The sequence below is a fragment of the Pseudomonas sp. MDV22-iso1 genome, from assembly GCF_058145095.1.
Genome location: NZ_JBYVMF010000033.1, coordinates 45,060 through 66,662, shown reverse-complemented (window position 1 = coordinate 66,662; position 21,603 = coordinate 45,060). Strand labels below are relative to the sequence as shown.

General features: G+C 62.4%; 18 protein-coding genes. 13 read left to right on the top strand and 5 right to left on the bottom strand.

The window, feature by feature from the left end; genetic code table 11:
- From AC3ZVB_RS26330 to AC3ZVB_RS26310, 5 genes are all read left to right on the top strand, one after another.
- A partial coding sequence (locus tag AC3ZVB_RS26330) for a hypothetical protein (RefSeq protein WP_490148177.1) occupies window positions 1-209 on the top strand: 209 nt, incomplete at its 5' end.
- A gap of 7 nt (window positions 210-216) precedes the next feature.
- Window positions 217-1,995, top strand: a complete 1,779-nt coding sequence (locus AC3ZVB_RS26325) for an acyl-CoA dehydrogenase C-terminal domain-containing protein (RefSeq protein WP_490148176.1) — start codon at window positions 217-219, stop codon at window positions 1,993-1,995.
- 17 nt (window positions 1,996-2,012) lie between these two features.
- Window positions 2,013-3,656: a fatty acid--CoA ligase gene (locus tag AC3ZVB_RS26320; protein ID WP_490148175.1), complete on the top strand. Its 1,644-nt coding sequence runs from the start codon at window positions 2,013-2,015 to the stop codon at window positions 3,654-3,656.
- 54 nt (window positions 3,657-3,710) lie between these two features.
- A complete protein-coding gene (locus tag AC3ZVB_RS26315) occupies window positions 3,711-5,822 on the top strand; it encodes a 3-hydroxyacyl-CoA dehydrogenase NAD-binding domain-containing protein (RefSeq protein WP_490148174.1) in 2,112 nt (703 codons plus the stop codon).
- Between the two features lie 57 nt (window positions 5,823-5,879).
- Entirely contained in the window at window positions 5,880-7,067 is a 1,188-nt protein-coding gene (locus AC3ZVB_RS26310) for an acetyl-CoA C-acyltransferase (protein ID WP_490148173.1), read from the top strand.
- 52 nt (window positions 7,068-7,119) lie between these two features.
- Here the strand turns inward: AC3ZVB_RS26310 and prpR are convergent, their stop codons facing one another.
- Entirely contained in the window at window positions 7,120-9,072 is a 1,953-nt protein-coding gene (gene prpR / locus AC3ZVB_RS26305) for a propionate catabolism operon regulatory protein PrpR (RefSeq protein ID WP_490148172.1), read from the bottom strand.
- A gap of 250 nt (window positions 9,073-9,322) precedes the next feature.
- On the opposite strand from prpR, the gene AC3ZVB_RS26300 reads away from it, so the two are divergent.
- Genes AC3ZVB_RS26300 through AC3ZVB_RS26275 form a run of 6 tightly spaced genes read left to right on the top strand, consistent with a single transcriptional unit; the run spans window position 9,323 to window position 14,316 of the window.
- Window positions 9,323-10,378 (top strand): phosphotransferase family protein, encoded by a 1,056-nt coding sequence (locus AC3ZVB_RS26300; RefSeq protein ID WP_490148171.1) that lies wholly within the window; start codon window positions 9,323-9,325, stop codon window positions 10,376-10,378.
- Complete coding sequence (locus tag AC3ZVB_RS26295; protein WP_490148170.1) at window positions 10,378-10,743, top strand: DUF6285 domain-containing protein; 366 nt, start codon at window positions 10,378-10,380, stop codon at window positions 10,741-10,743. Before AC3ZVB_RS26300 ends, AC3ZVB_RS26295 begins: the two co-directional genes overlap by 1 nt.
- Window positions 10,740-11,453, top strand: coding sequence for a histidine phosphatase family protein (locus tag AC3ZVB_RS26290; RefSeq protein WP_490148169.1), 714 nt, complete (start codon window positions 10,740-10,742; stop codon window positions 11,451-11,453). The genes AC3ZVB_RS26295 and AC3ZVB_RS26290 overlap by 4 nt, the downstream gene beginning before the upstream one ends.
- A gap of 22 nt (window positions 11,454-11,475) precedes the next feature.
- Window positions 11,476-12,648 (top strand): acyl-CoA dehydrogenase family protein, encoded by a 1,173-nt coding sequence (locus AC3ZVB_RS26285; protein WP_490148168.1) that lies wholly within the window; start codon window positions 11,476-11,478, stop codon window positions 12,646-12,648.
- Entirely contained in the window at window positions 12,648-13,427 is a 780-nt protein-coding gene (locus AC3ZVB_RS26280; RefSeq protein WP_490148167.1) for an SDR family NAD(P)-dependent oxidoreductase, read from the top strand. The genes AC3ZVB_RS26285 and AC3ZVB_RS26280 overlap by 1 nt, the downstream gene beginning before the upstream one ends.
- Before the next feature lie 58 nt (window positions 13,428-13,485).
- Window positions 13,486-14,316, top strand: coding sequence for an SDR family NAD(P)-dependent oxidoreductase (locus AC3ZVB_RS26275; RefSeq protein WP_490148166.1), 831 nt, complete (start codon window positions 13,486-13,488; stop codon window positions 14,314-14,316).
- A 117-nt stretch (window positions 14,317-14,433) separates the two neighbouring features.
- On the opposite strand, the gene AC3ZVB_RS26270 is transcribed toward AC3ZVB_RS26275, so the two are convergent.
- The 4 genes from AC3ZVB_RS26270 to AC3ZVB_RS26255 all read right to left on the bottom strand — a co-directional run bounded on the left by AC3ZVB_RS26270 (window position 14,434) and on the right by AC3ZVB_RS26255 (window position 19,587).
- Window positions 14,434-15,441: a zinc-dependent alcohol dehydrogenase family protein gene (locus tag AC3ZVB_RS26270; protein ID WP_490148165.1), complete on the bottom strand. Its 1,008-nt coding sequence runs from the start codon at window positions 15,439-15,441 to the stop codon at window positions 14,434-14,436.
- Between the two features lie 126 nt (window positions 15,442-15,567).
- Entirely contained in the window at window positions 15,568-16,626 is a 1,059-nt protein-coding gene (locus AC3ZVB_RS26265) for an NAD(P)-dependent alcohol dehydrogenase (RefSeq protein WP_490148164.1), read from the bottom strand.
- Window positions 16,627-16,685: 59 nt separating this feature from the next.
- The gene (locus AC3ZVB_RS26260; protein WP_490148163.1) at window positions 16,686-18,143 is read right to left on the bottom strand and encodes an acyl-CoA reductase; all 1,458 of its coding nucleotides are present in this window, start codon (window positions 18,141-18,143) and stop codon (window positions 16,686-16,688) included.
- A gap of 4 nt (window positions 18,144-18,147) precedes the next feature.
- A complete protein-coding gene (locus tag AC3ZVB_RS26255; protein ID WP_490148162.1) occupies window positions 18,148-19,587 on the bottom strand; it encodes a phenylacetate--CoA ligase family protein in 1,440 nt (479 codons plus the stop codon).
- Between the two features lie 357 nt (window positions 19,588-19,944).
- On the opposite strand from AC3ZVB_RS26255, the gene AC3ZVB_RS26250 reads away from it, so the two are divergent.
- Entirely contained in the window at window positions 19,945-21,096 is a 1,152-nt protein-coding gene (locus tag AC3ZVB_RS26250) for an iron-containing alcohol dehydrogenase (RefSeq protein ID WP_490148161.1), read from the top strand.
- Window positions 21,093-21,530 carry an acyl-CoA thioesterase gene (locus tag AC3ZVB_RS26245; protein WP_490148160.1) on the top strand — a complete coding sequence of 146 codons (438 nt, stop codon included), beginning with the start codon at window positions 21,093-21,095 and terminating at the stop codon, window positions 21,528-21,530. Before AC3ZVB_RS26250 ends, AC3ZVB_RS26245 begins: the two co-directional genes overlap by 4 nt.
- Window positions 21,531-21,603: the final 73 nt, after the last annotated feature.

Here is a 21,603-nt window from a genome sequence, read left to right as displayed (position 1 = left end):
TCCAGGCCGACATGGGCATCCTGCTGACCTTCATGTTCCTGTGGAACATGCTCGGCGCGCTGATCCTGATTCCGGCTTTGTCGTATTTCCTGCTGCGCGGCCCCTCGCTTGTCGAACAGGCGCCACCGGATCTGCCGGAAGCGCGTGTCGATGGTCACGATCATTCCGAAAAACCGGGGGTGCGTCGTGCCCTCACACTGTCTGAGTAGTTCAATCATGTCCGATTACAAAGCTCCCCTGCGCGACATGCGCTTCGTCCTCAATGAAGTCTTCGAGGCTTCCCGGCTCTGGGCCGGACTGCCCGGTCTGGCGGAGGTCGTTGACGAAGAGACGGCTGCGGCGATTCTCGAAGAAGCCGGCAAAATCAGCGCCGGCAGCATCGCGCCACTGCGCCGTAGCGGTGACGAGCAAGGCTGCGCCTGGAACAACGGCAGAGTCAGCGTGCCGGACGGTTTCGCCGAGGTTTATCAGGCCTTCGCCGACGGCGGTTGGGTCGGTGTCGGCGGCGAGCCTCGGTTTGGCGGCATGGGCATGCCCAAGGTGATTTCCGCCCAGGTCGAAGAAATGGTCGCCTCGGCCAATCTGTCTTTCGGCACCTACCCGATGCTGACGGCCGGCGCCTGCCTGTCGCTCAACGCCCACGCCAGTGAAGCGCTGAAAACCAAGTACCTGCCGAACCTGTATGCCGGCGTCTGGAGCGGCTCGATGTGCCTGACCGAGGCCCACGCCGGCACCGACCTGGGCCTGATCCGCACCAAGGCCGAGCCTCAGGACGACGGCAGTTACAAGGTCAGCGGCAGCAAGATTTTCATCACCGGCGGCGAGCATGACCTGACGGAAAACATCATTCACCTGGTACTTGCACGTCTTCCCGATGCGCCCGCAGGCCCTAAAGGCATCTCGCTGTTCCTGGTGCCCAAGGTGCTGGTCAACGACGACGGTTCGCTGGGTGAACACAACGCCCTGTCCTGCGGCTCCATCGAACACAAGATGGGCATCAAAGGGTCGGCGACCTGCGTGATGAACTTTGACGGGGCGACGGGCTGGATCGTCGATGCGCCGAACAAAGGCCTGGCGGCGATGTTCACCATGATGAATTACGAGCGTCTGGGCGTCGGCATTCAGGGCCTGGCCCAGGGCGAGCGTTCTTATCAAAGCGCGGTTGCATACGCCCGTGATCGCCTGCAAAGCCGGGCGCCGACCGGCGCGCAAAACAGGGACAAACCGGCGGACCCGATCATCGTGCACCCCGACGTGCGCCGCATGCTGCTGACCATGAAAGCCCTGAACGAAGGAGGGCGCGCCTTCTCCAGCTACGTCGCCCTGCAACTGGACACCGCCAAGTACAGCGAAGATGAAGTCACCCGCCACCGCGCCCAGGAATTGGTGGCATTGCTGACCCCGGTGGCCAAGTCATTTCTCACCGACATGGCGCTGGAAAGCACCCTGCATGGCCAGATGATTTTTGGCGGCCACGGCTACATCCGCGAGTGGGGCCAGGAACAACTGGTGCGCGACGTACGCATCACCCAGATCTACGAAGGCACCAACGGCATCCAGTCCCTTGACCTGGCCGGGCGCAAGATCGTCGGCAGCGGCGGGGCGCTTTACCGTTTGTTCGCCTCGGAAATTCGCAACTTCACCGCCAACGCCAGCGCCGACCTTGGCGAGTTTACTCAGCCGCTGAACGCCGCCGTCGACACCCTCGATGAACTGACCGCGTGGCTGCTGGATCGCGCGCAGAACAACCCGAATGAAATCGGCGCGGCTTCGGTCGAGTACCTGCAGGTAGTTGGCTACACCGCCTATGCCTACATGTGGGCCTTGATGGCGAAAGCGGCCTTGGGCAAACAGACGGAGGACGATTTCTACGTCAGCAAGCTCGGCACGGCGCGGTTCTATTTCGCCCGCCTGTTGCCACGCATCCAGTCACTGAGCGCTTCGGTCATGGCCGGCAGCGAAAGCCTCTACTTGCTGGACGCGGCACAGTTTTGAATCAGGAAAGCCAGACCATGCTGAAGACAAAAATAATCTCGCCAGCAACAGGCGCCTACGCCTACCCGTTGTTGATCAAGCGCCTGTTGCAGTCGGGGGTGCAATACGCGCCCGGCAATGAAATCGTCTACGCCGACAAGCTGCGCTACAGCTACCAGACGCTCATCGAGCGCATCCATCGGCTGGCCAATGCGCTGACCGCCGCCGGGGTCAAGGCCGGCGATACCGTGGCCATGCTCGATTGGGACAGTCACCGCTACCTGGAGTGCTTCTTCGCCGTGCCCATGATCGGCGCAGTGCTGCACACGGTGAACATTCGCCTGTCGCCGGAGCAGGTGCTCTACACCATGAACCACGCCGAGGATGACCTGGTGCTGGTGCACGATGATTTCCTGCCCGTGATCGAGCAGATCCATGAGGGACTGAGTACCGTCAAAGGCTACATCCGCCTGAGCGATGACGCCGCACCCGACACCGTGCTTCCCGTGTTGGGCGAGTATGAAAGCCTGTTGTCCCAAGCGGCTTGCCACTACGACTTCCCCGACTTCGACGAAAATTCGGTGGCGACGCTGTTCTACACCACCGGCACCACGGGCGAGCCGAAAGGCGTGTACTTCAGCCATCGCCAACTGGTGCTGCATACCCTGAATGCCGTCGGCACCCTGGGCGTTTACCAAAGCCTGCCGTTGCTGCGTTCGAACGATGTGTACATGCCGATCACGCCGATGTTCCACGTTCACGCGTGGGGCGTGCCCTATGTCGCCACGCTTATGGGCATCAAGCAGGTGTATCCCGGCCGCTACGAGCCCAACAGCCTGGTCCGGCTGTTTCGAGAAGAGAAGGTCACCTTTTCTCATTGCGTGCCGACCGTCCTGCAAATGGTCCTCAACTGTGAGGAAGCTAAAGCGACCCGGTTTGACGGCTGGAAAATGCTGCTGGGCGGCAGCGCGTTGACGTTGGGTATCGCCAGTCAGGCCAGCGCCAAAGGCATTCAGGTGCACAGCGGCTACGGCATGTCCGAGACCTGTCCGATGCTGTGCCTTAGCTTCCAGCGCAGCGAAGAGCTTGAACAGCCCATGCCGACGCAGCTGCCCACGCGCATCAAGACCGGTATGCCGATACCCCTGGTCGACCTGGAAATCATTGATGCCAATGGTCAAGCGGTCGCCCATGACGGTGAGTCATTGGGCGAGATCGTGGTGCGCGCGCCGTGGCTGACCCAGGGCTATCTGAAGGCCCCGGAAAAAGGCGCCGAGCTGTGGCACAACGGCTGGCTGCACACCGGCGACCTCGCGTCCATCGACCGCCAGGGCCGGGTGGAAATCAAGGACCGGATCAAGGACGTGATCAAGACCGGTGGCGAGTGGATCAGTTCGCTGGACCTGGAGAACCTGATCAGCGAGCACGCATCGGTGGTCTCTGTCGCAGTGGTGGGTATTGCCGACGAGCAATGGGGCGAACGGCCCATGGCCCTGGTGGTGTGCGGGCCCGGACTGGTGGTCGACCAGCCGATGCTCGAAGCCCACCTGCAACAGTTCGTGGCCTGTGGCCGCATCAACAAATGGGCCATTCCCAAGCAGTTCAAGTTCGTCGCCCAGATCCCCAAGACCAGCGTCGGCAAGATCAACAAGAAGCTGATTCGGGAAAGCGAGTTGAGCTGAAGGAATCGAGGGATTGCGCAGCATCCACTCCTTGAACCGAACGAGAAGATATCCATGAATCATTTGATCGATTACAAAAACGAAGGCCCTCTGGCCCTGATCGGCCTCGCCCGTGCCCCCGTCAACGCCCTCGGCCAGGCATTACGCGAACAATTGTTGGAGGCCTGCGAGCGCGCCGCAGCCGATGCCAGCGTGAAAGCGATTGTGCTTTACGGCGCGAATTTGCCGTTCAGCGCCGGCGCGGATATTTCCGAGTTCGGCAGCCCGGCGTCGTTCGCCACGCCAGACCTGCCAGGCCTCCTGGTGCGCTTGACCGAGCTGGACAAACCAATGATTGCCGCCATCGGTGGCCTGGCGTTCGGCGGCGGACTGGAACTCGCCCTGGCCTGTGGCTACCGCGTGGCTGAAGCCGGGGCTCGACTTGGCCTGCCGGAAATCAAGCTGGGCTTGCTGCCCGGGGCCGGCGGTACCCAACGGTTGCCGCGCCTGATCGGTGCCGCCGCCGCGCTGAAGATGATCGCTTCCGGTCAGCCGATCAATGCCAGTCGCGCACTGGCGCTAGGGCTGCTTGATCGCGTGGCACCCACCGCCGACCGCTTGCTCGACACCGCCAAGGACTTTGCCGCAGAGCTGATCGCCGAGCAGGCGCCGGCACGTCCGGCATGGCCGCAGGCGAGCCCGGGCGCAGTGCTGCCCGCGAACTATTTCACCGACTATCGCACCGCCAATCAGGCGCGCTGGAAAGGCCAGAACGCGCCGCTGCGGGTGGTCGCGGCGATTCAAGCGGCCTGCAATCTGCCATTGGCGGAGGGGCTGCGCAGGGAAGGCGAATTGTTCAAGGACGCCGAAGCGTCCGGCGAATCCGAAGCCTTGCGCCATGTGTTTTTCGCAGAGCGCGAAGTCGGCAAGCTGCCGGGTCTGTATGCGGATACGCCGATTCGGCCGGTTACCCGTGTCGCCGTAATCGGCGCTGGCACCATGGGCGGCGGGATTGCCATGAACTTCGCCAACGCCGGCATGGCGGTGACGCTGCTGGAGCTCAAAGCCGAAGCCCTGGAGCGAGGCCTTGCGCTGATCCGCAAGAACTACGACAACAGTGCCCGGCGCGGCAAGCTCACGCTTGAACAAATGGAGCAGCGACTGGCGCTGATCCACGGCACCCTGGACTACGCCGATATCGCTGATGCCGATCTGGTGATCGAAGCCGTGTTCGAGAGTCTGCCCATCAAGCAGCAGGTGTTCCGCACCCTGGACGAGGTGTGCAAGGCCGGGGCGATTCTCGCCAGCAATACTTCCACCCTGGATGTCGATGCCATTGCTGCGGTGACGCGCCGGCCACAGGACGTCGTCGGCCTGCATTTCTTCAGCCCGGCCAACGTCATGCGCCTCCTTGAAGTGGTGCGTGGGACCGCCACGGCCGCCGACGTGCTGGCCACCACGCTGAAAGTCGCCAAGCGCATCGGCAAGATCCCGGTGGTGTCCGGGGTGTGCTTCGGCTTCATCGGCAATCGCATGCTCGAACCTTATTCCCGCGAGGCGCACCGTCTGCTGCTGGAGGGCGCTACGCCAGCGCAGATCGACCATGTACTCACCGGTCTGGGCATGGCGATGGGGGTCGTTGCCATGCACGATCTGGCGGGTATCGATGTCAGTTTCCTGGTGCGCGAGTCGCGTCGTGAGGTGATTGCCCACGACCCCGGCTACTGCAAGCTGGCCGATGCGCTGTACGCCCTGGGCCGCTTTGGCCAGAAGACCAGCCGCGGCTATTACGTCTACGAAGGCCGCGAGCGCCAGGACGATCCGCACGTGGTTGAACTGGCCGAGCAGATCGCTGGCGAATTAGGAATCCAGCGTCGTGACATCAGCGATCAGGAAATCCACGACCGCTGCCTGTTGATGCTGATCAACGAAGCCATCCAGTTGCTCGACGAAGGCATCGCCCAGCGCAGCAGCGACATCGATCTGGTGTGGATCAACGGCTACGGCTTCCCGGCCTGGCGCGGCGGACCGATGCACTACGCCGAGGGGCTAGGGCTGGCGCAGGTGTTTGAACGTATCAGCCATTACCGCGAGGCACTCGGCGCCTATGGCGAGATGTGGTTCCAGCCGGCCCCACTGCTTGAGCGTCTGGTGGCCAGCGGCAAGACCCGCATCGAGCGCATCTGAACATTCGGCGGCCACTGCGCGGTGGCCGCCACAACCTGTCACGCAAGGATTTCGATCATGAAAGAAGCCGTCATTCTCTCCACCGCCCGTACCCCCATCGCCAAGGCTTTCCGGGGTGCGTTCAACACCCTCAAGTCGCCGACCATGGCCAGCCACGCGATCCGTGCGGCGGTCGAACGTGCGGGCATCGAAGCCGGGGAAATCGAAGACCTGGTCATGGGTGCGGCACTGACCAGCGGCACGGCCGGTCTGAACCTCGCACGCATGGCGGCACTGGCTTCGGGGCTGCCGCTGTCTGTCAGCGGGCAGACCCTGGACCGCCAGTGCGCCTCGGGCTTGATGGCGATCGCCACGGCCGCCAAGCAGATCATCGTCGACGGCATGCCGGTCACCATCGGTGCCGGTCAGGAAAACATCAGTGCGGTGCAGAACCGCAACATGGAATGGGCCTACGCCGATCTCGATCCGCAAGTGGAGCGCAACGCCATCCACGCCTACATGCCCATGCTTAAAACCGCCGAGCTGGTTGCGCAACGCTACGGCATCAGCCGTGAGGCTCAGGACGCTTACGCCCTGCAATCGCAGCTACGCACAGCAGCGGCGCAACACGCCGGGCTGTTTGACAGCGAAATTGTGCCGGTCAGCAGCCTGCGTCAGGTGACCGATAAAGCCACGGGCGAGACCCGTCTGGAGCAAGTCACCCTGCGTCAGGATGAAGGCAACCGTCCGCAGACCCGTCTGGAGGATCTGGTCAACCTCAAACCGGTGATCGAAGGTGGCTGCATCACCGCCGGTAATGCCAGTCAACTCTCGGACGGCGCCAGCGCTTGCGTGCTGATGGAGGCACGCCTCGCCGAACAACGCAACCTCAAGCCGTTGGGCCTTTACCGTGGCATGGCGGTCGCTGGTCTGGCGCCGGAAGAAATGGGCATCGGCCCGGTGCTGGCGGTGCCCAAGTTGCTCAAGCAGCACGGCTTGAAGGTCGACGATATCGGGTTGTGGGAACTCAACGAAGCGTTCGCCTGCCAGGTCCTCTATTGCCGCGACACCCTGGGCATCGACGATGCTCGCTTGAACGTCAATGGCGGGGCCATCGCCATCGGCCACCCTTACGGCATGAGTGGCGCACGTATGGTCGGGCATGCCTTGCTGGAAGGCCGTCGACGCGGCGTGAAGTATGTGGTGGTGACTATGTGCGTGGGCGGCGGCATGGGTGCGGCGGGGCTGTTCGAAGTGTTCCAGTAACGCGCTCGGTCAGCCTGCGCACAGGATTGAAACCCTGTGCGCAGGGGCCGATTTACTGCAGCCGCCGCCACAGTGTGGAGCGGCTGATACCCAGTTGAGTGGCGGTCTGCGCCAGATTGCCGTTGCAGGCCAGAAGGGTTTCGCGCACGTATTGCTTTTCCTTTTCCTTGGCGAGGCTTTTCAAGTCGCTGACGGCCGGCCCTGCCTCATTAGATGCGGGGGGCGAGGCCTGGCTTTTCAGCAGTTCGGGAATCACCAGGGCCAGGCTTGACTCATCAATCGTGCTGCCTTGCAGCAGGTCCTGCGCTGACAGCGCCGCACGTTCAATGATGTTTTCCAGTTCACGGATGTTGCCGGGCCAGGTATACGCCATGAGCTTGGGCAGCAAGGCCTCCAGCAGCCGTTCCTGCAATCGCGGCACCGGTTTGTCGGCATTCAGGCGGAGCAGGATTGAGCGTGCGATGTCCGCGATGTCTTCCCGGCGATCACGCAACGGCACGGTCTGTAGCCGCAGTATGTTCAGGCGGTAGTAAAGGTCGCTGCGAAACGCCCCGGTCTCGATGGCTTGGGACAGGTCCTGATGGGTGGCGGCGATGATCCGGATGTCGATGCTGATCGGCTCGGTAGCGCCGAGGCGCAACACCTCGCGCTCCTGCAACACCCGCAACAGACGCGTCTGCAGCGACACTGGCATGTCGCCGATTTCGTCGAGGAACAGCGTGCCGCGATGGGCGGCCTCGATCAAACCGGGTTTGCCACCTTTGCGCGAGCCACTGAACGCGCCTTCCTGATAGCCGAACAGCTCGCTTTCCAGCAACGATTCGGGAAACGCTGCGCAGTTGATCGCAACGAACGGACCGCGCTGGCGGTCGCTGACATTGTGCATGCCTTGCGCCAGCAGCTCCTTGCCGGTGCCACTTTCGCCGGTGATCAGCACGGTCGAGGCGGTAGCCGCATAACGTTCGGCCAGTTTCAGTAACTGGCGCGTGGCCAGGCTTGCGCCATTGATATGCTCCAGGCGGTACTTGGCCGCGAAGCCGCTGGCGCGATGCGTCGAGCGGATGCGCTGGTCGGCACGCTGGACGGCGGAAGTGTCCTGGCAGGTCAACACCAGTCCGGTACGTTGGCCGTCTTCCAGAATCGGCAGGATATTGCTGACCACCAGATGCTGACCCAGGCGGATCACGGTGTTCTCTTCGCCAACGCCAGTGCGCAACACTTCGTCCAACGCCAGTTCCGGGCAGAACGTCTGCAAGGGACGACCCAGCACACGGTTTGCCGGCAAGCCCAGCAGCACTTCCAGTGCAGGGTTGAGCGATTGCACGATGCCCTGATTGTCCACCGCCGCCACGCCGGTCGGGATGTGCTGCAACACGCCGTCCAGGTGCCGGCGCTTGGCAATTTCGATGCGTTGGCTGTGCAGGATGCCCAACGCTTCTTCCAGCGCTTTGCGCACCGTGTCCTGACTCAATGACAGCACGCCGTGCAAGCCGACACGTTCGGCCAGTTCAACCACGGTGGATGAACCAATCACGGTCTGATAACCCAGGCTGCGGGCCTGTTCGACCGCTTGCCGGGCTTCGTCGAGCGTGAGGTAGCACGCCTGGTGGATCTGCACGGTAAACAGCGCAGCCATCGATTCGAGGTCGGCGTTGATCCGCGCGTAGCTGATGACGGCGATTTGCGGGGAGCGCAGTCGCGCCTGTTCCAGGGCGCGAAGGAGATCGGCGCCGCCCACGCGCATCGACAGCACGGGGCGAGTCAGGTGCCTGCGCAGATAGGCCGCGGTGGCGCCTGCGCAAATAAAAACATCGACTTCGTTGTTCTGCTCAAGCGTGCGGGCCAGGTTCAGCGATTCGGCGACGGTGGTGTCCAGCACGCGGATATTGGTTTCGGCGCCATAGTCAGCCGTCACGCTGGTGACCACGCGCGCCAGGCGGCTTTGTTGCAGCGGGCGTTCCAGGTGGCTGGTGAGCACGATGATCTGGGGTTGGCGCGGCGGCATGGCGAGCGGTTCTCTGGAGTGTTTCAACGGGGTTTCACAGTTGAGCGCAGTCGTTTCATTAATGCAACGAAGTTCATCCGTCGAACGCCGCGCCATCACCACCATGAATGTATGCAGGCCACGTGTTTCAAGGGCTTAGGCCGTTGAGTGAACGGTGTCGAAAAAGCTGGCCCGGCATTTGCTCTCACTCTGTCTCAAGTGAAATGCAGCCATCTTCAAAACAATTTCAACAGGTCAGGTGCGGCGTCTAATGAGTGGTCCGAACGTAGCGGCGGCGAGCGTATCGCAGCCCGAAGCACAAGTGAAAAAAACCAGACTTGAATTGTATCTTTGCGCCCAGGCCGGCGCGCGACGGGTGACCGTCAACAATCAGCAGCGCCTGTCTGGCGGCGCTATCCAGGAAAACTGGTTACTCGAGGTGAGCGTGGAGGGCGGTGGTTATGCCGGCAATCAGCGCTGGGTCCTGCGCAGCGACGCACAGTCGGTGGTGCAGGGCAGTCTCAGCCGCGCTCAGGAATTCGCGGTGTTGAGCACCGTTCACCGGGCCGGGGTCAAGGTGCCCCGACCGCTCTGGTTGTGTGAAGACACCTCGATCCACGGGCGGGCATTCTTCGTCATGGAGTGGGTGTCCGGGATCACCAGCGGCCATCGGCTCACCAGCCAGTTGGGCGCGCAAGGCGATCTGCAATTGGTGACTGACCTGGGGGCCAATCTGGCGCGTATCCATTGCATCCAGCCCGGCGAGGCCAGCCTGGCATTTCTGGGCAACCCGCAGCAGGTCTCGGTGCAAACGTCGATTGATGTCCTGCGTGCCGTACTGGATCGCCTCGGGGCGGCTCAACCCGTGCTGGAGTGGGGCCTGCGCTGGTGTGAGTCCAACGCGCCGAAAAGCACGGCCCGCTGTTTGCTCCATGGTGACTTTCGCACCGGCAATTACCTGGCCGAGTCCGGTAGCTTGCAGGCGGTACTGGATTGGGAGTTCACCGGCTGGGGCGATCCCCGTGAGGACATCGGCTGGTTCACCGCCCGCTGCTGGCGGTTCGCCCGGCCCGACCTGGAGGCGGGCGGCATCGGTACGCTGGAGCACTTCATGCGCGGCTACACCGAGGTGTCGCCCCTCACTATCGAGCCTGAAGAATTGATCTTCTGGCAGGTCATGGCGACGTTGCGTTGGGCGGTCATTGCCCAGCAGCAGGCCCAGCGGCATTTGTCCGGTGAAGAACCTTCGCTGGAACTGGCCCTGACCGGCAGGCTGGTGCCTGAGCTGGAACTGGACATATTGCGGTTGACCGGAGGACTGCGCTGATGACTATCCGTCCCGATGCGAGTGAACTGTTGGCGATTGCCCGCCAGACCCTGCTCGACGAATTACTGCCACAACTGCCGGCCAACCTGCGTTACCAGGCGCTGATGATCGCCAATGCCATGGCCATTGCCGGGCGCGAATGCGTTCAAGGTGAACCCGCTCAGGCCGCTGAAATACAGCGAATGGCGGAGTTGCTCGAGAAGGACCCGACACCCTCGACGGATGTCCGTCAGTCCCTGTGCCGGGCCATTCGTCAGGGCGATTTCGATACGCCCGGCGATGATCAGGAACGCCTGTTGTCGGCGCTCTCGGCGATCACCCGGGCGCGCCTGTCCATCAGCAATCCGAAGGTGCTGGGTCAATGAGTGCCGCAGCGGTTATGCGTCGTCGTTGCTACCTGGTCCGCCATGGTCATGTGGATTATTTTTCTGCCGATGGCCAGCCGCTGGACCCGCGCAGCGTGCCGCTCTCCGACCTGGGCGTGGAGCAGGTGCGGCAGCTGGCGCAAGTGATGGAGCCGATCAGCTTCGACCGTGCGCTGTGCTCCGATTACCCGCGCGCCGGCCAGACCGCTAAAGGGCTGCTGGGCGATCGCCCAATCGAACTCCAGGCATGCGCGCAGCTACGGGAAGTGCGTGCCGGGCGTTTGCGCGAGATTGCTCCGGAGCAACTGCAGCAGATGGTCGGCTATGCCTACGACAGCTTTACCGATCCTGAAGGCAGTTTCATGGGCGGGGAGCGCTGGAGCGATTTCGAGCGTCGCGTCGTGACGCGTTTCGAAGAAGTCCTGGCCGAGCCCGACTGGCAGAGCTTGCTGCTGGTCAGCCACGACGCAGTCAATCGGCTGTTGCTCGGCTGGGCGCTCGGCGGCGGGCGCGGATGCGCCGGTGCCCTGGAGCAGGACAACGCGTGCCTGAACATCATCGATATCGACCTGCAGGCCGGGCGCGTTCTGCGCTGCCACGTGCGTGTCGTGAACCTCACGCCTTACGACCTTCCCAAGACCCGCCAGCGACTCACCGTGATGGAGCGCATCTACGCGCAACTCGCACCGCTCGCCGAACAACGAACCTAGTCGAACAGACACCAGGACCACCATGAACTTTACGATCCCCCCAGAGTTGCTCGAACTGCGCGAAAAGACCCGCGCCTTTATCGCCGAACAGGTGATTCCGATGGAGACCGACCCGCGCCTGACCGCCCATGGTCCCACCGAAGAACTGCGCCAGGAATTGCTGGCCAGGGCCCGTGATGCCGGTCTGTTGTGCCCGCATGCCAGTCGCGAAATGGGCGGCGCAGGCTTGAGCCATGTCGCCAAGGCCATCGTCTTCGAAGAGGCGGGTTACTCGCCGTTAGGTCCGATTGCACTGAATATTCATGCCCCGGACGAGGGCAACATTCACCTGATGGACGAAGTGGCGACCGCGGCGCAAAAAGATCGCTGGTTGCGGCCACTGGTCAGTGGCCGGATCCGCTCCTGCTTTGCCATGACCGAACCGGCGCCCGGCGCAGGCTCCGATCCGTCGATGATGCAAACCGTTGCCGTGCGTGACGGCGACCATTACGTCATCAATGGCCGCAAATGGCTGATCACCGGGGCCGACGGTGCCGGGTTCGCCATCATCATGGCGCGTATGGAAGACGGCTCGGCGACCATGTTCCTGACGGACATGAGCAACCCGGGGATTATCCACGAGCGTCAACTCAAGACGCTGGACAGCTGTTTTTCCGGCGGCCACTCGGTGCTGCGTTTTGAAAATCTGCGGATCCCGGCCACCGATGTGCTGGGTGAAATCGGCAAGGGCTTTCGCTATGCGCAAGTGCGTCTGGCGCCGGCGAGACTGACCCACTGCATGCGTTGGCTGGGGGCCGCCCGGCGTGCCCATGACATCGCCTGCGACTACGCGCGAACCCGCGCTTCGTTCGGCAAAACCCTGGGCGAACACCAGGGCGTTGGTTTCATGCTGGCCGACAACCAGATGGCGCTGCACAGCACCCGTCTTGCCATTTGGCATTGCGCCTGGGTGCTGGACGAGGGCGGTCGCGGCAATGTCGAGTCGAGCATGACCAAGGTGCTGAGTGCTGAAGCCTTGTGGCACGTGGTTGATCGCTGCGTACAGATTCTGGGTGGGCGAGGTGTGACCGGCGAAACCGTGGTCGAGCGCATCTTCCGTGACATCCGTCCGTTCCGCATCTATGACGGCCCGAGCGAAGTGCACCGCATGAGCCTGGCGAAAAAAATCCTCGACGGACACAAGGAGTTTTCCTGATGAAACCTGCAATTGCTCAGCTGTTTGATCTGACGGGCCGTCGTGCCTTGGTCACGGGTGCCTCGAGCGGGCTTGGCCGACATTTCGCCCGCACGCTGGCGGCAGCAGGTGCCGAAGTGGCGGTGGCGGCGCGTCGAGTTGAACAGTTGCAAACCCTGGTCGATGAAATCGAAGGCAAGGGCGGGCGGGCCCGAGCGTTCACTCTGGACGTGACCGACCGGAGCTCGGTCAACGCCTGCCTCGAACGGATCGCCGAGGAGCTGGGGCCGCTGGATATTCTGGTCAACAACGCGGGTGTCAGCGACAGCCTGCATGTGCTTGAGTACACCGACGATGATTGGGATCGGGTAGTCGGCACCAACCTCAAGGGCGCCTGGATCGTCGCGCAGGAAGTGGCGCGGCGGATGGTCGAGACGCAACGCGGCGGGAGCCTGATCAACGTGACGTCGATTCTCGCCAGTCGTGTTGCCGGCACCTTGAGTCCGTACGTCGCGGCGAAGGCCGGTCTGGGCCATTTGACCCGTTCCCTGGCCCTGGAACTGGCGCGCCACGAGATCCGGGTGAACGCTATCGCCCCCGGCTATGTGATGACTGAACTCAACAGTGATTTCTTGCGCGGCGAGGCGGGGGAAAAGTTGCGCGCGCGAATTCCCACTCGGCGTTTCTGCACGCCGGCCGATCTGGACGGCGCCTTGTTGCTGCTCGCGTCTGATGCCGGTCGTGGCATGACTGGCAGTGAAATAGTCGTGGATGCCGGTCACCTGTGCAGCACGTTATAGCGCGACCTTCAGCGAGCGCTGCAAGGGTGAACCGACCGATCAGGACTGGAAAACCAAGATGAATGTATTGCACGAAAAAGTCGCGGTGATCACCGGGGCCGCCAGCGGCTTCGGACGCGAACTGGCCATAGCCTGCGCCGATGAAGGCATGCGTCTGGTATTGACCGATATCGATGAAGTAAACCTGCATGGCACCGTTCAGTTGCTGCCATCGGGCACGCAGGTGCTGACGATGACCTGCGATGTCGCCCGTGCCGAACAGGTCGAGCAACTGGCGGTGGCCACGTACGCGCGCTTCGGCGCTGCGCACCTGCTGTTCAACAATGCCGGGGTATTGGTCGGCGGTCCGCTGTGGACCACCACCGAACAGGATTGGGCATGGATGTTCGGCATCAACGTGATGGGTGTTGCCCATGGCATTCGCAGTTTCGTGCCGCGGATGCTGGCGCAAAAGGACCCGTGCCACATCGTCAACACCGCCTCGGTCGCCGGTTTGCTGTCGGTGCCGGGCAACGGCATCTACTGCGCCACCAAGCACGCGGTGGTGACAATGTCCGAATGCCTGCAACTTGAATTGCAGGAAGAAAACGCTTCGATCGGCGTCTCGGTGCTGTGCCCGGCTTTTGTCCCCACGGGCATTGCCGATGCCGGACGCAATCGTCCGGTCGAACTGGCTGCGTCCAATCCACTCAAGGAAAAGTACGAAGAGCAGACGCGCAAGGCGACCCTGGCGGGCAAACTCAGTGCGACTGATATCGCGCGCATCACCCTCGATGCCGTGAAGGAAAACCGCTTCTATATCTTGCCGCACCAAAAGATCAAGCGCCTGATCGAGGTGCGCATGGCCGACATCCTGGAAGAGCGCAGCCCGCGCAAAACCTCTCGCTGAAACAGTGGAACTACTGTAGGAGCGAGCCCTGCTCGCGATGGACTAAAGAGCGTCGCGTTTTACCCGCAAACGCGCGTTATCGTTGAAGACCATCGCGAGCAGGCTCGCTCCTACAGGTTAATAGTGCAGGCAGATCTTGCCGAAATGCCTGGCGGCCTGTTGATGGGCAAAGGCTTCGGCGATCTGTTCCAGCGGATAGCTGCGGTCGATGACCGGACGCCAGCTGAAGGTTTCCAGCGCACGCACCATGTCCTGTTGCTGCTCGCGGCTGCCAACGATCAAACCACGCAGTGTTTGCTGTTTACGCATCAATTCCAGGGTCGGCACGCTGCCGGCAAAGCCTGTGAGCACACCGATCAACGCAATGTGGCCACCCGCCGCGCAGGCGCGAATGGATTGCGGCAACGTGCCAGGGCCACCCACTTCCACCACGATGTCGGCACCGTGGCCGTCGGTAGCGGCGAGTACGGCGTCACCCCATTCCGGCTGGTCCTTGTAGTTGATGACATGGTCGGCGCCCAGTGCCAGCAGCTTGGCTTTCTTGGCCTCGGACGACGTCGTCGCAATGACGCGTGCACCCATGGTCTTGGCCATCTGCAAGGCAAAGATCGAGACACCACCAGTGCCCAGCACCAGCACAGTATCGCCGGCCTTGATGCGACCATCGACCACCAATGCACGCCAGGCGGTCAGGCCTGCGGTGGTCAGGGTGGCGGCTTCTTCGAAGGTGTAGCCCTTGGGTGCCAGGGTGAATGCATCGGTTGGCAGGTTGATCAGCTCACGGGCAAAACCGTCGACGCCATCGCCAGGCACAGTCTGGAACGTCGTGGGCACCACGCGACCGGATTGCCAGTGGGGGAAGAAGCACGACACCACGCAATCACCCACGGCGAATTCCGTCACACCTTCGCCCACGGCTGTGACCACACCCGCGCCATCGGCCATGGGGATGCGACCCTCCGCTGCGCCGGCGTGACCGGTGACGACGCCGAGGTCGTGGTAGTTGAGGGAGCTGGCGTGGAGGCGTACCTGGATCTCGCCGGCGGCGGGTGTGCCGGGGGCTGCCATGTCGACCAGGCGCAAGTTGTCCAGGCCGGCAGGGTGTTGGAGCTGGATGGCTTTCATGAGTGTCCTTGAGTCAGTCCGTGTGTCGTTAGGATCGGGCCTTGTTCGCCTGCGACAGCCACGTCTGCGTGCAGCATCTTGCCTCAAGGGGAGGCTGCGGTGATGCGCACCGCAGCCTCGGCATGATCACTGCGCTACGTCACGCAGGGTCGTCATGTCGATCACGAAGCGGTACTTCACATCGTTGCGTTGCAGGCGGTCGAAGGCCGTGTTGATGTCCTTGATATCAATCATTTCGCAGCTGGGCAACACCTGATGTTCAGCGCAGAAATCCAGGAGTTCCTGGATCGCCTGGATGCCACCGATCAGCGAACCGACCAGGCTGCGGTTGTTGCGAATCAGCAAGCCGCCATGGATGGGCTCAAGGGGTTCGATGGCGCCGACCAGCACCAGTACGCCCTCACGCCCGAGCAGCATCAAGTACGGGTTGACGTCGTGCCGTTTCGGAATGGTGTCGATGATGAACTCGAACCCGTTGGCTGCCGTCGCCATTGCCGCCGTATCGCTGGACAGCAGCACGTGATGGGCGCCGAGGGCGATGGCGTCATCGATCTTGCCTGCCGACGTGGTGATAACGGTGACATCGGCGCCCAGGGCTGCCGCCAGCTTCACCGCCACGTGTCCCAGGCCACCGAGGCCGACCACGGCAATTTTCGAGCCCTTGCCCACGTTGTAGCGGCGCATCGGGTTCCACACGGTAATGCCGGCGCACAGCAGCGGCGCGGCGAAGCGCGGATCGAGGCTGTCCGGCATGCGCAGCACGAATTGTTCGCGCACCACAATGTGCTCGGCGTAACCGCCATAGGTGATGTCGCCGGTGTGCCGATCCTTGCCGTTGTAGGTCGTCGTCGGACCGTGAATGCACAGTTGTTCCTGATGCTCGGCGCAGGGCGCGCATTGCAGGCAGCTGTCGACCTGGCACCCGACGGCAACCCGATCGCCCACCTTGAAGCGGCTGACGTTGCTGCCGACGGCCGTGACGTGTCCGACGATCTCGTGGCCGGGCACGATGGGGTAGACCGTGTTGTTCCAGTCGTTGTGTACCTGATGCGCATCGGTATGGCAGACGCCGCAATAGGCGATGTTGATGGCGATGTCGTCGGCACGCAGCGCCCGGCGTTCGAAGCGAAACGGGGCGAGTGGGGAGTCGGCGCTGTGTGCGGCGAATCCGAGGCATGTGGTCATGGCGAATTCCTGTAGAAATCAGTGCGTGCCCCTGGCGTTGACCAGGGGCACAAGGAAGGTCAGATCGACGGGCGCAGCCAGGGCGCAGGGGTGGTTTGCGGCGAAGCGATCTGGTTGACGATCCACTTACCCATGCGCCGCAGCGGCTCGATGGAATCTTGCGGTCCAGCCCATTTCAGCCCCGCCGCGTAGCCCAGCGAGACGATGCGCTGGGCGCCATACAGCGGCAGGATGTCCTTGAGCTGATCCTTGATGCTTTCCGGATAAACGCCGACGGTCTGGGTGTAGGCATCCACCGCGTCCAGCATCTCGCTGAGGTCATCAACCGGCACCAGGTTGGCGGTGCGGTCGTCGAGCCGGGGGGCGAAGGACACCGCTTCCGGAATCTGCGAGCAGATCACCGCACCTTCGCCGTCCTGGCCCCCGATCACGTGATACCACTCGTCATCCAGGCGCAGCGCATCGACCTCGGCCTTGAGGCCCTGGTCGTAGCGCTTGGGCACTGTGCTAAGGGTGTTGGGCAGCGTCTGCATGGCGTCGTAGACATAGCGACCGAAGGTGTTGAGCTGCGTCAGGCCTGCCTCGTCAGTGCCGCTTTGCACGTAGACCACACGGGCGCATACGCAGGCTTTCTGGTTCAGTGCGCCGATATCGCTGGCCAGGCGCACGGCGGCTTCGCGCATGGTCGCTTCGCTTTCAAAGGTGTCCTTGCCGATGATGCTGGCGCTGCGTTTCGGGTCCAGGGAAATCAGTTCCAGGCCCGGCTGGATGTAGCGGGTGACGTGCTTCATCGCCGCATAGCCGCCCCAGGCCACGATCTTCTCCAGGTTCTGCGGTTGATACAGACGTTCCTCGAACGCCTGATCGCCACCTTTCCAGTAGGCGACGCTGAGGTGTTTGGTCAGTGGATGGTCGGGCGCCATTTCGACCATCGTGCGGGCGATGGCGAGCGCGGTGAACGGGTCGTTGGACGGCGCCTTGATGATCGCGTCGCTGCGCAGGACCATGTTGCGCAGGATGGTCAGCAGTGACAGCCCGGTGGCATTGCCGGCGACGATATGCAGGGTTCGCGCGCCGAAGCAGCGCACCTCCAGTTCGGTACCGTCGAGCAACTGCTGCTTGACCCAGCTTTCCAGGTATTTGACACCTACCGAGTTTTCCACCTGCTCGGTGACTGACTCGCGGGTGAGCATATGGCGCAGTCCCATGTAGCTGCCCTTGACCATGCTCGGGGTGACGGGCGCAGTCAGATAGGACAGCTCGCAGGCTTCCTGCAAAAAGGGATTTTTATCGAACTCCAGGCGTTCACCGAGGGCTTCGGCGTAGTCGAGGATGTCCTTGAACGTCAGGGTGTACAGGTCGGCGAGCCGGGCCGGATTACCGAGGGGTAACTGGTCGATGTACTTGTGCGCATCCGGCGTCTGGAAAATCAGGTCGCCGCCACGGCCGCCCACGTCGATCAGGTTGTCGGTAATGACTTTGCCGCGGATGATCATCGGCGCGATAGGTTTGCTCATGGGGTCAGCCCTCCAGTGTGTTGAGGAAATCCATCGCCTGGCGATGGGAGTCTTCTGTTGCCGCGCAGGTGATCTTGTCGTCACCGCCATTGAGTTCGCTGTAGCGCTGAATCGGCCCGACCACATAGCAACTTGGCCGACCGCAGCTGCACGGCTTTTCCCATTCGATAGTGATTTCATCGCCGGTGATAAAACCGCCCCAGCGAATCTCCGCGCCGAGGTCGAAGAACGCCGCACGCCCGGTGATGCGACCATGGCGCGGCAGTGGCTTGCTGGTTTCGGGATCGAGCAGGTAAGGGATGACGGTCGGGGCGAAATGGAAGTGGCCTGCTTCGCAACGAGCGTGGGCGCCGCCGACGATTTCCGACATGGCATAGGATTCGTTGAGGGTTTTGGCACCGGTGAAGCGCAGCACCTCTTCGCGCCAGCCCTCGGGTTGCACCACACCCTTGCCACCGCCGGAGGTGTGCACGAAGGAATCCGGATGGAAGACGCCTTCCAGTCCGCGCTCAAGCCCGGCCTTGGCCATGCTGTGCAGCAGGTTCCAGGTGGCACCGACGTACACACGCTGGCCCTTGAGTTGGGTGGACATGTGATCGAAGAAGGTCGCCAGATGCTGAGGCATGTCGGCCTGCAACCGGTCGAACGCCTTCTTCTTTTCCAACAGCTCCGGGCTGATCACCAGGCGATCGAGGGTGCCTTTGGACTGTGCCGCGCGCAGCTTGGCGCCGAGGTGCAGCACGTCGGTGCTGAGGGTGGTCGGGTACGCCGCGTGGAAATGTGATTCGTCCGGCAGCAGTGCCGGGATCATCGCGGCGTGGACGCGCACATGGCTCAGGTAGCCCTTGCGGTAGTACGGGTAGATCGTGTGCAAGTTGGGCGAAGGCGTGTCCGGCCTCTCCATGTTCCACACCACCATCTTGCGCAGCTGGGCGAATTTGTCCCATTCGTGTACGCCCTGGGGCAGGAACGACAGGGTCCCGGAAGTGCCCGAGGTGTGGCTGATGCGCAGTTGCGGCACGCCTTCATCCATGGTTTCGAACCAGTCATCCAGGCCCTCGCAATCGCTGACGTTGACGGCGGCAATGGCCTCGGCAACTTCAGGGATCACCAGTTTGCCCATCCACTTGTTGATCTGGGCGAAGCTGCGTTTTTCCAGCAACGATGGCGGGTAAGACTTGTAGACCGTGTGTTCGAACAGCAGCGGTACGACGTCATCGAGTTGCTCGATCTGATCGATGCCCTGGGCATCGGCGAGTTTATTCAGCACCGGGATGCGCTGGCGCAATTCGGCGAAACGCTGCTTGAGTCCATTGAGCTGCAGGGCGTCGATGTCGGCGCGGGGCATCTCGTTCCAGGCTTGCTGGGAATAGTTGACCAAGGCTGCCGGATTGTTCAGCAGCAGCTGGGTTTTTTGTTCTATCGACAGGGGTGATGTGGGCATTGACTGGCTCGCTACTCGTTGGGTGGGACCCGGAGAGGCCGGGGGAGAGTGCGGCTCAAGTATGGGGAAGCCGTCGGGGATTTTGTTCCGGATTCCAGTGTTTGATGCGTCGTTTCAAGCTATTGATAAATAACGATAAAAAATCAAATTCAGGGCGGCTTTGCGGAGCATTCCGGATTCGCCGTGGGCGAGGTTTTTTCAGGCGAAATCCGGCGGTTTGCCGGCATACACTCAGGCTTTCTCCACCTGTTCATGGGCGAAAAATCTGCCAGCCGGCCCAAGGGTTGCGGTTGGCTCAAGTGATGTCTCGGCACCCTGAAAAAACTTAATGCAACACACCCCTTCGTGAGGTTTCCCATGTTGAAAATGGTATTTCAGACCACTCCATCAATGATCATCGAACGCGGTGCTGCGACCCGGCTCGCCGCGCATGTTCGCGCCATGGGTTGCAGGTCGGTTCTGGTGGTGACGGATGCGGGGGTTATTGCGGCCCGGCTACTGGAGGCGGTGCTCGCCGGGCTGGAGGGGCACGAGATAACCGTCAGCGTTTTTTCCCAGGTACAGGCCGACCCACCGGAGTCCGTCATCCTGGCCGCGGTGGATGCGGCGCAAGCCTGTGACGCCGATTGCGTGGTGGGGTTGGGCGGTGGCAGTTCGCTGGATGCCGCCAAGTTGGCTGCGCTATTGGCGCGCAGTGGCGAGTCGCTGGAACAGGTGTATGGCATCAACCAGGCCAAGGGCCCGCGCCTGCCGTTAATTCTGGTGCCGACCACCGCCGGAACGGGCTCGGAGGTGACGTCGGTATCAGTCGTGACCACGGGGGCGGGGGAGAAGAACGTGGTGTATTCGCCGATGCTGTTGCCGGACCTGGCCGTGCTGGACGCAGAACTCACCCTTGGTTTGCCGTCCCACGTCACGGCGGCAACCGGTATCGATGCCATGGTCCATGCCATCGAGGCCTACACCAGCAAACATCTGAAGAACCCGATTTCCGATTGCCTGGCGCGTGAGGCTCTACGGCTGTTGTCCGGCAGCCTTTTTCAGGCCTGTCAGGACGGACGCAATCTGCAGGCGCGGGAGAACATGTTGCTGGGGGCTTGCCTGGCCGGCATGGCGTTCGCCAATTCCCCGGTGGCCGCGGTGCATGCGCTGGCTTACCCGCTGGGCGCGCGCTTCCACATACCCCATGGCCTTTCCAATGCGCTGGTGCTGGGGCCGGTGATGCGTCTGAACCTCTCGGCGGTGGCGCCTTTGTACGCACAGCTGGCAAGCATTGTCCTGCCAGGCTTTCGTGGTTCCGATCAGGACAAAGCCCTGGCCCTGGCCGACTACCTCGGTGGCCTGGCGGGTGAGTTGGGCCTGCCGACCCGCTTGCGCGATCTGGGCATTGCCGAGGCCGACATCGAGCCGCTGGTGGTCGATGCCATGCGCCAGTCACGTCTGCTGGGCAACAACCCACGAGCCGTCAGTGAAGCCGATGTGCGCTCGATCTACCGGGAAATCCTGTGAGCGGCAAGGTCAACCGGCCACGCCGGGAACAGTTTCGGCGCTTCACCCAAATGCCTACGCGCTGGGGTGATCATGACGCCTATGGGCACGTGAACAACGTGGTCTATTACTCGTACTGCGAGTCGGCGATCACCGCGTTCCTGGTCGAACAGGGCACCCTGGACATTGCCGTCAGCCCGGTGATCGGCTTGATCGTCAACTCGGGCTGTACGTACTTCTCGTCCATCGCGTTTCCCGACCAGATCACTGTGGCGATGAAAATATCCCACCTGGGCAACAGCAGTGCGCGATACGAACTGGCACTGTTTCGCAACGACGAGAACGAAGCGTGCGCGGCGGCGCATATCGTCTATGTGTACGTCGACCGGGTCAGCAACAGGTCGGTGTCCATCCCGCCAACCATTCGAACGGTGCTCGCCAGGCTCGCTGACTAAGCGAGCGTGCTCGGTCATACTCCGGTTTGCCGCCGTGCAAAGGGCGGCATTCTGGAGAGGGCAACGTGATCAA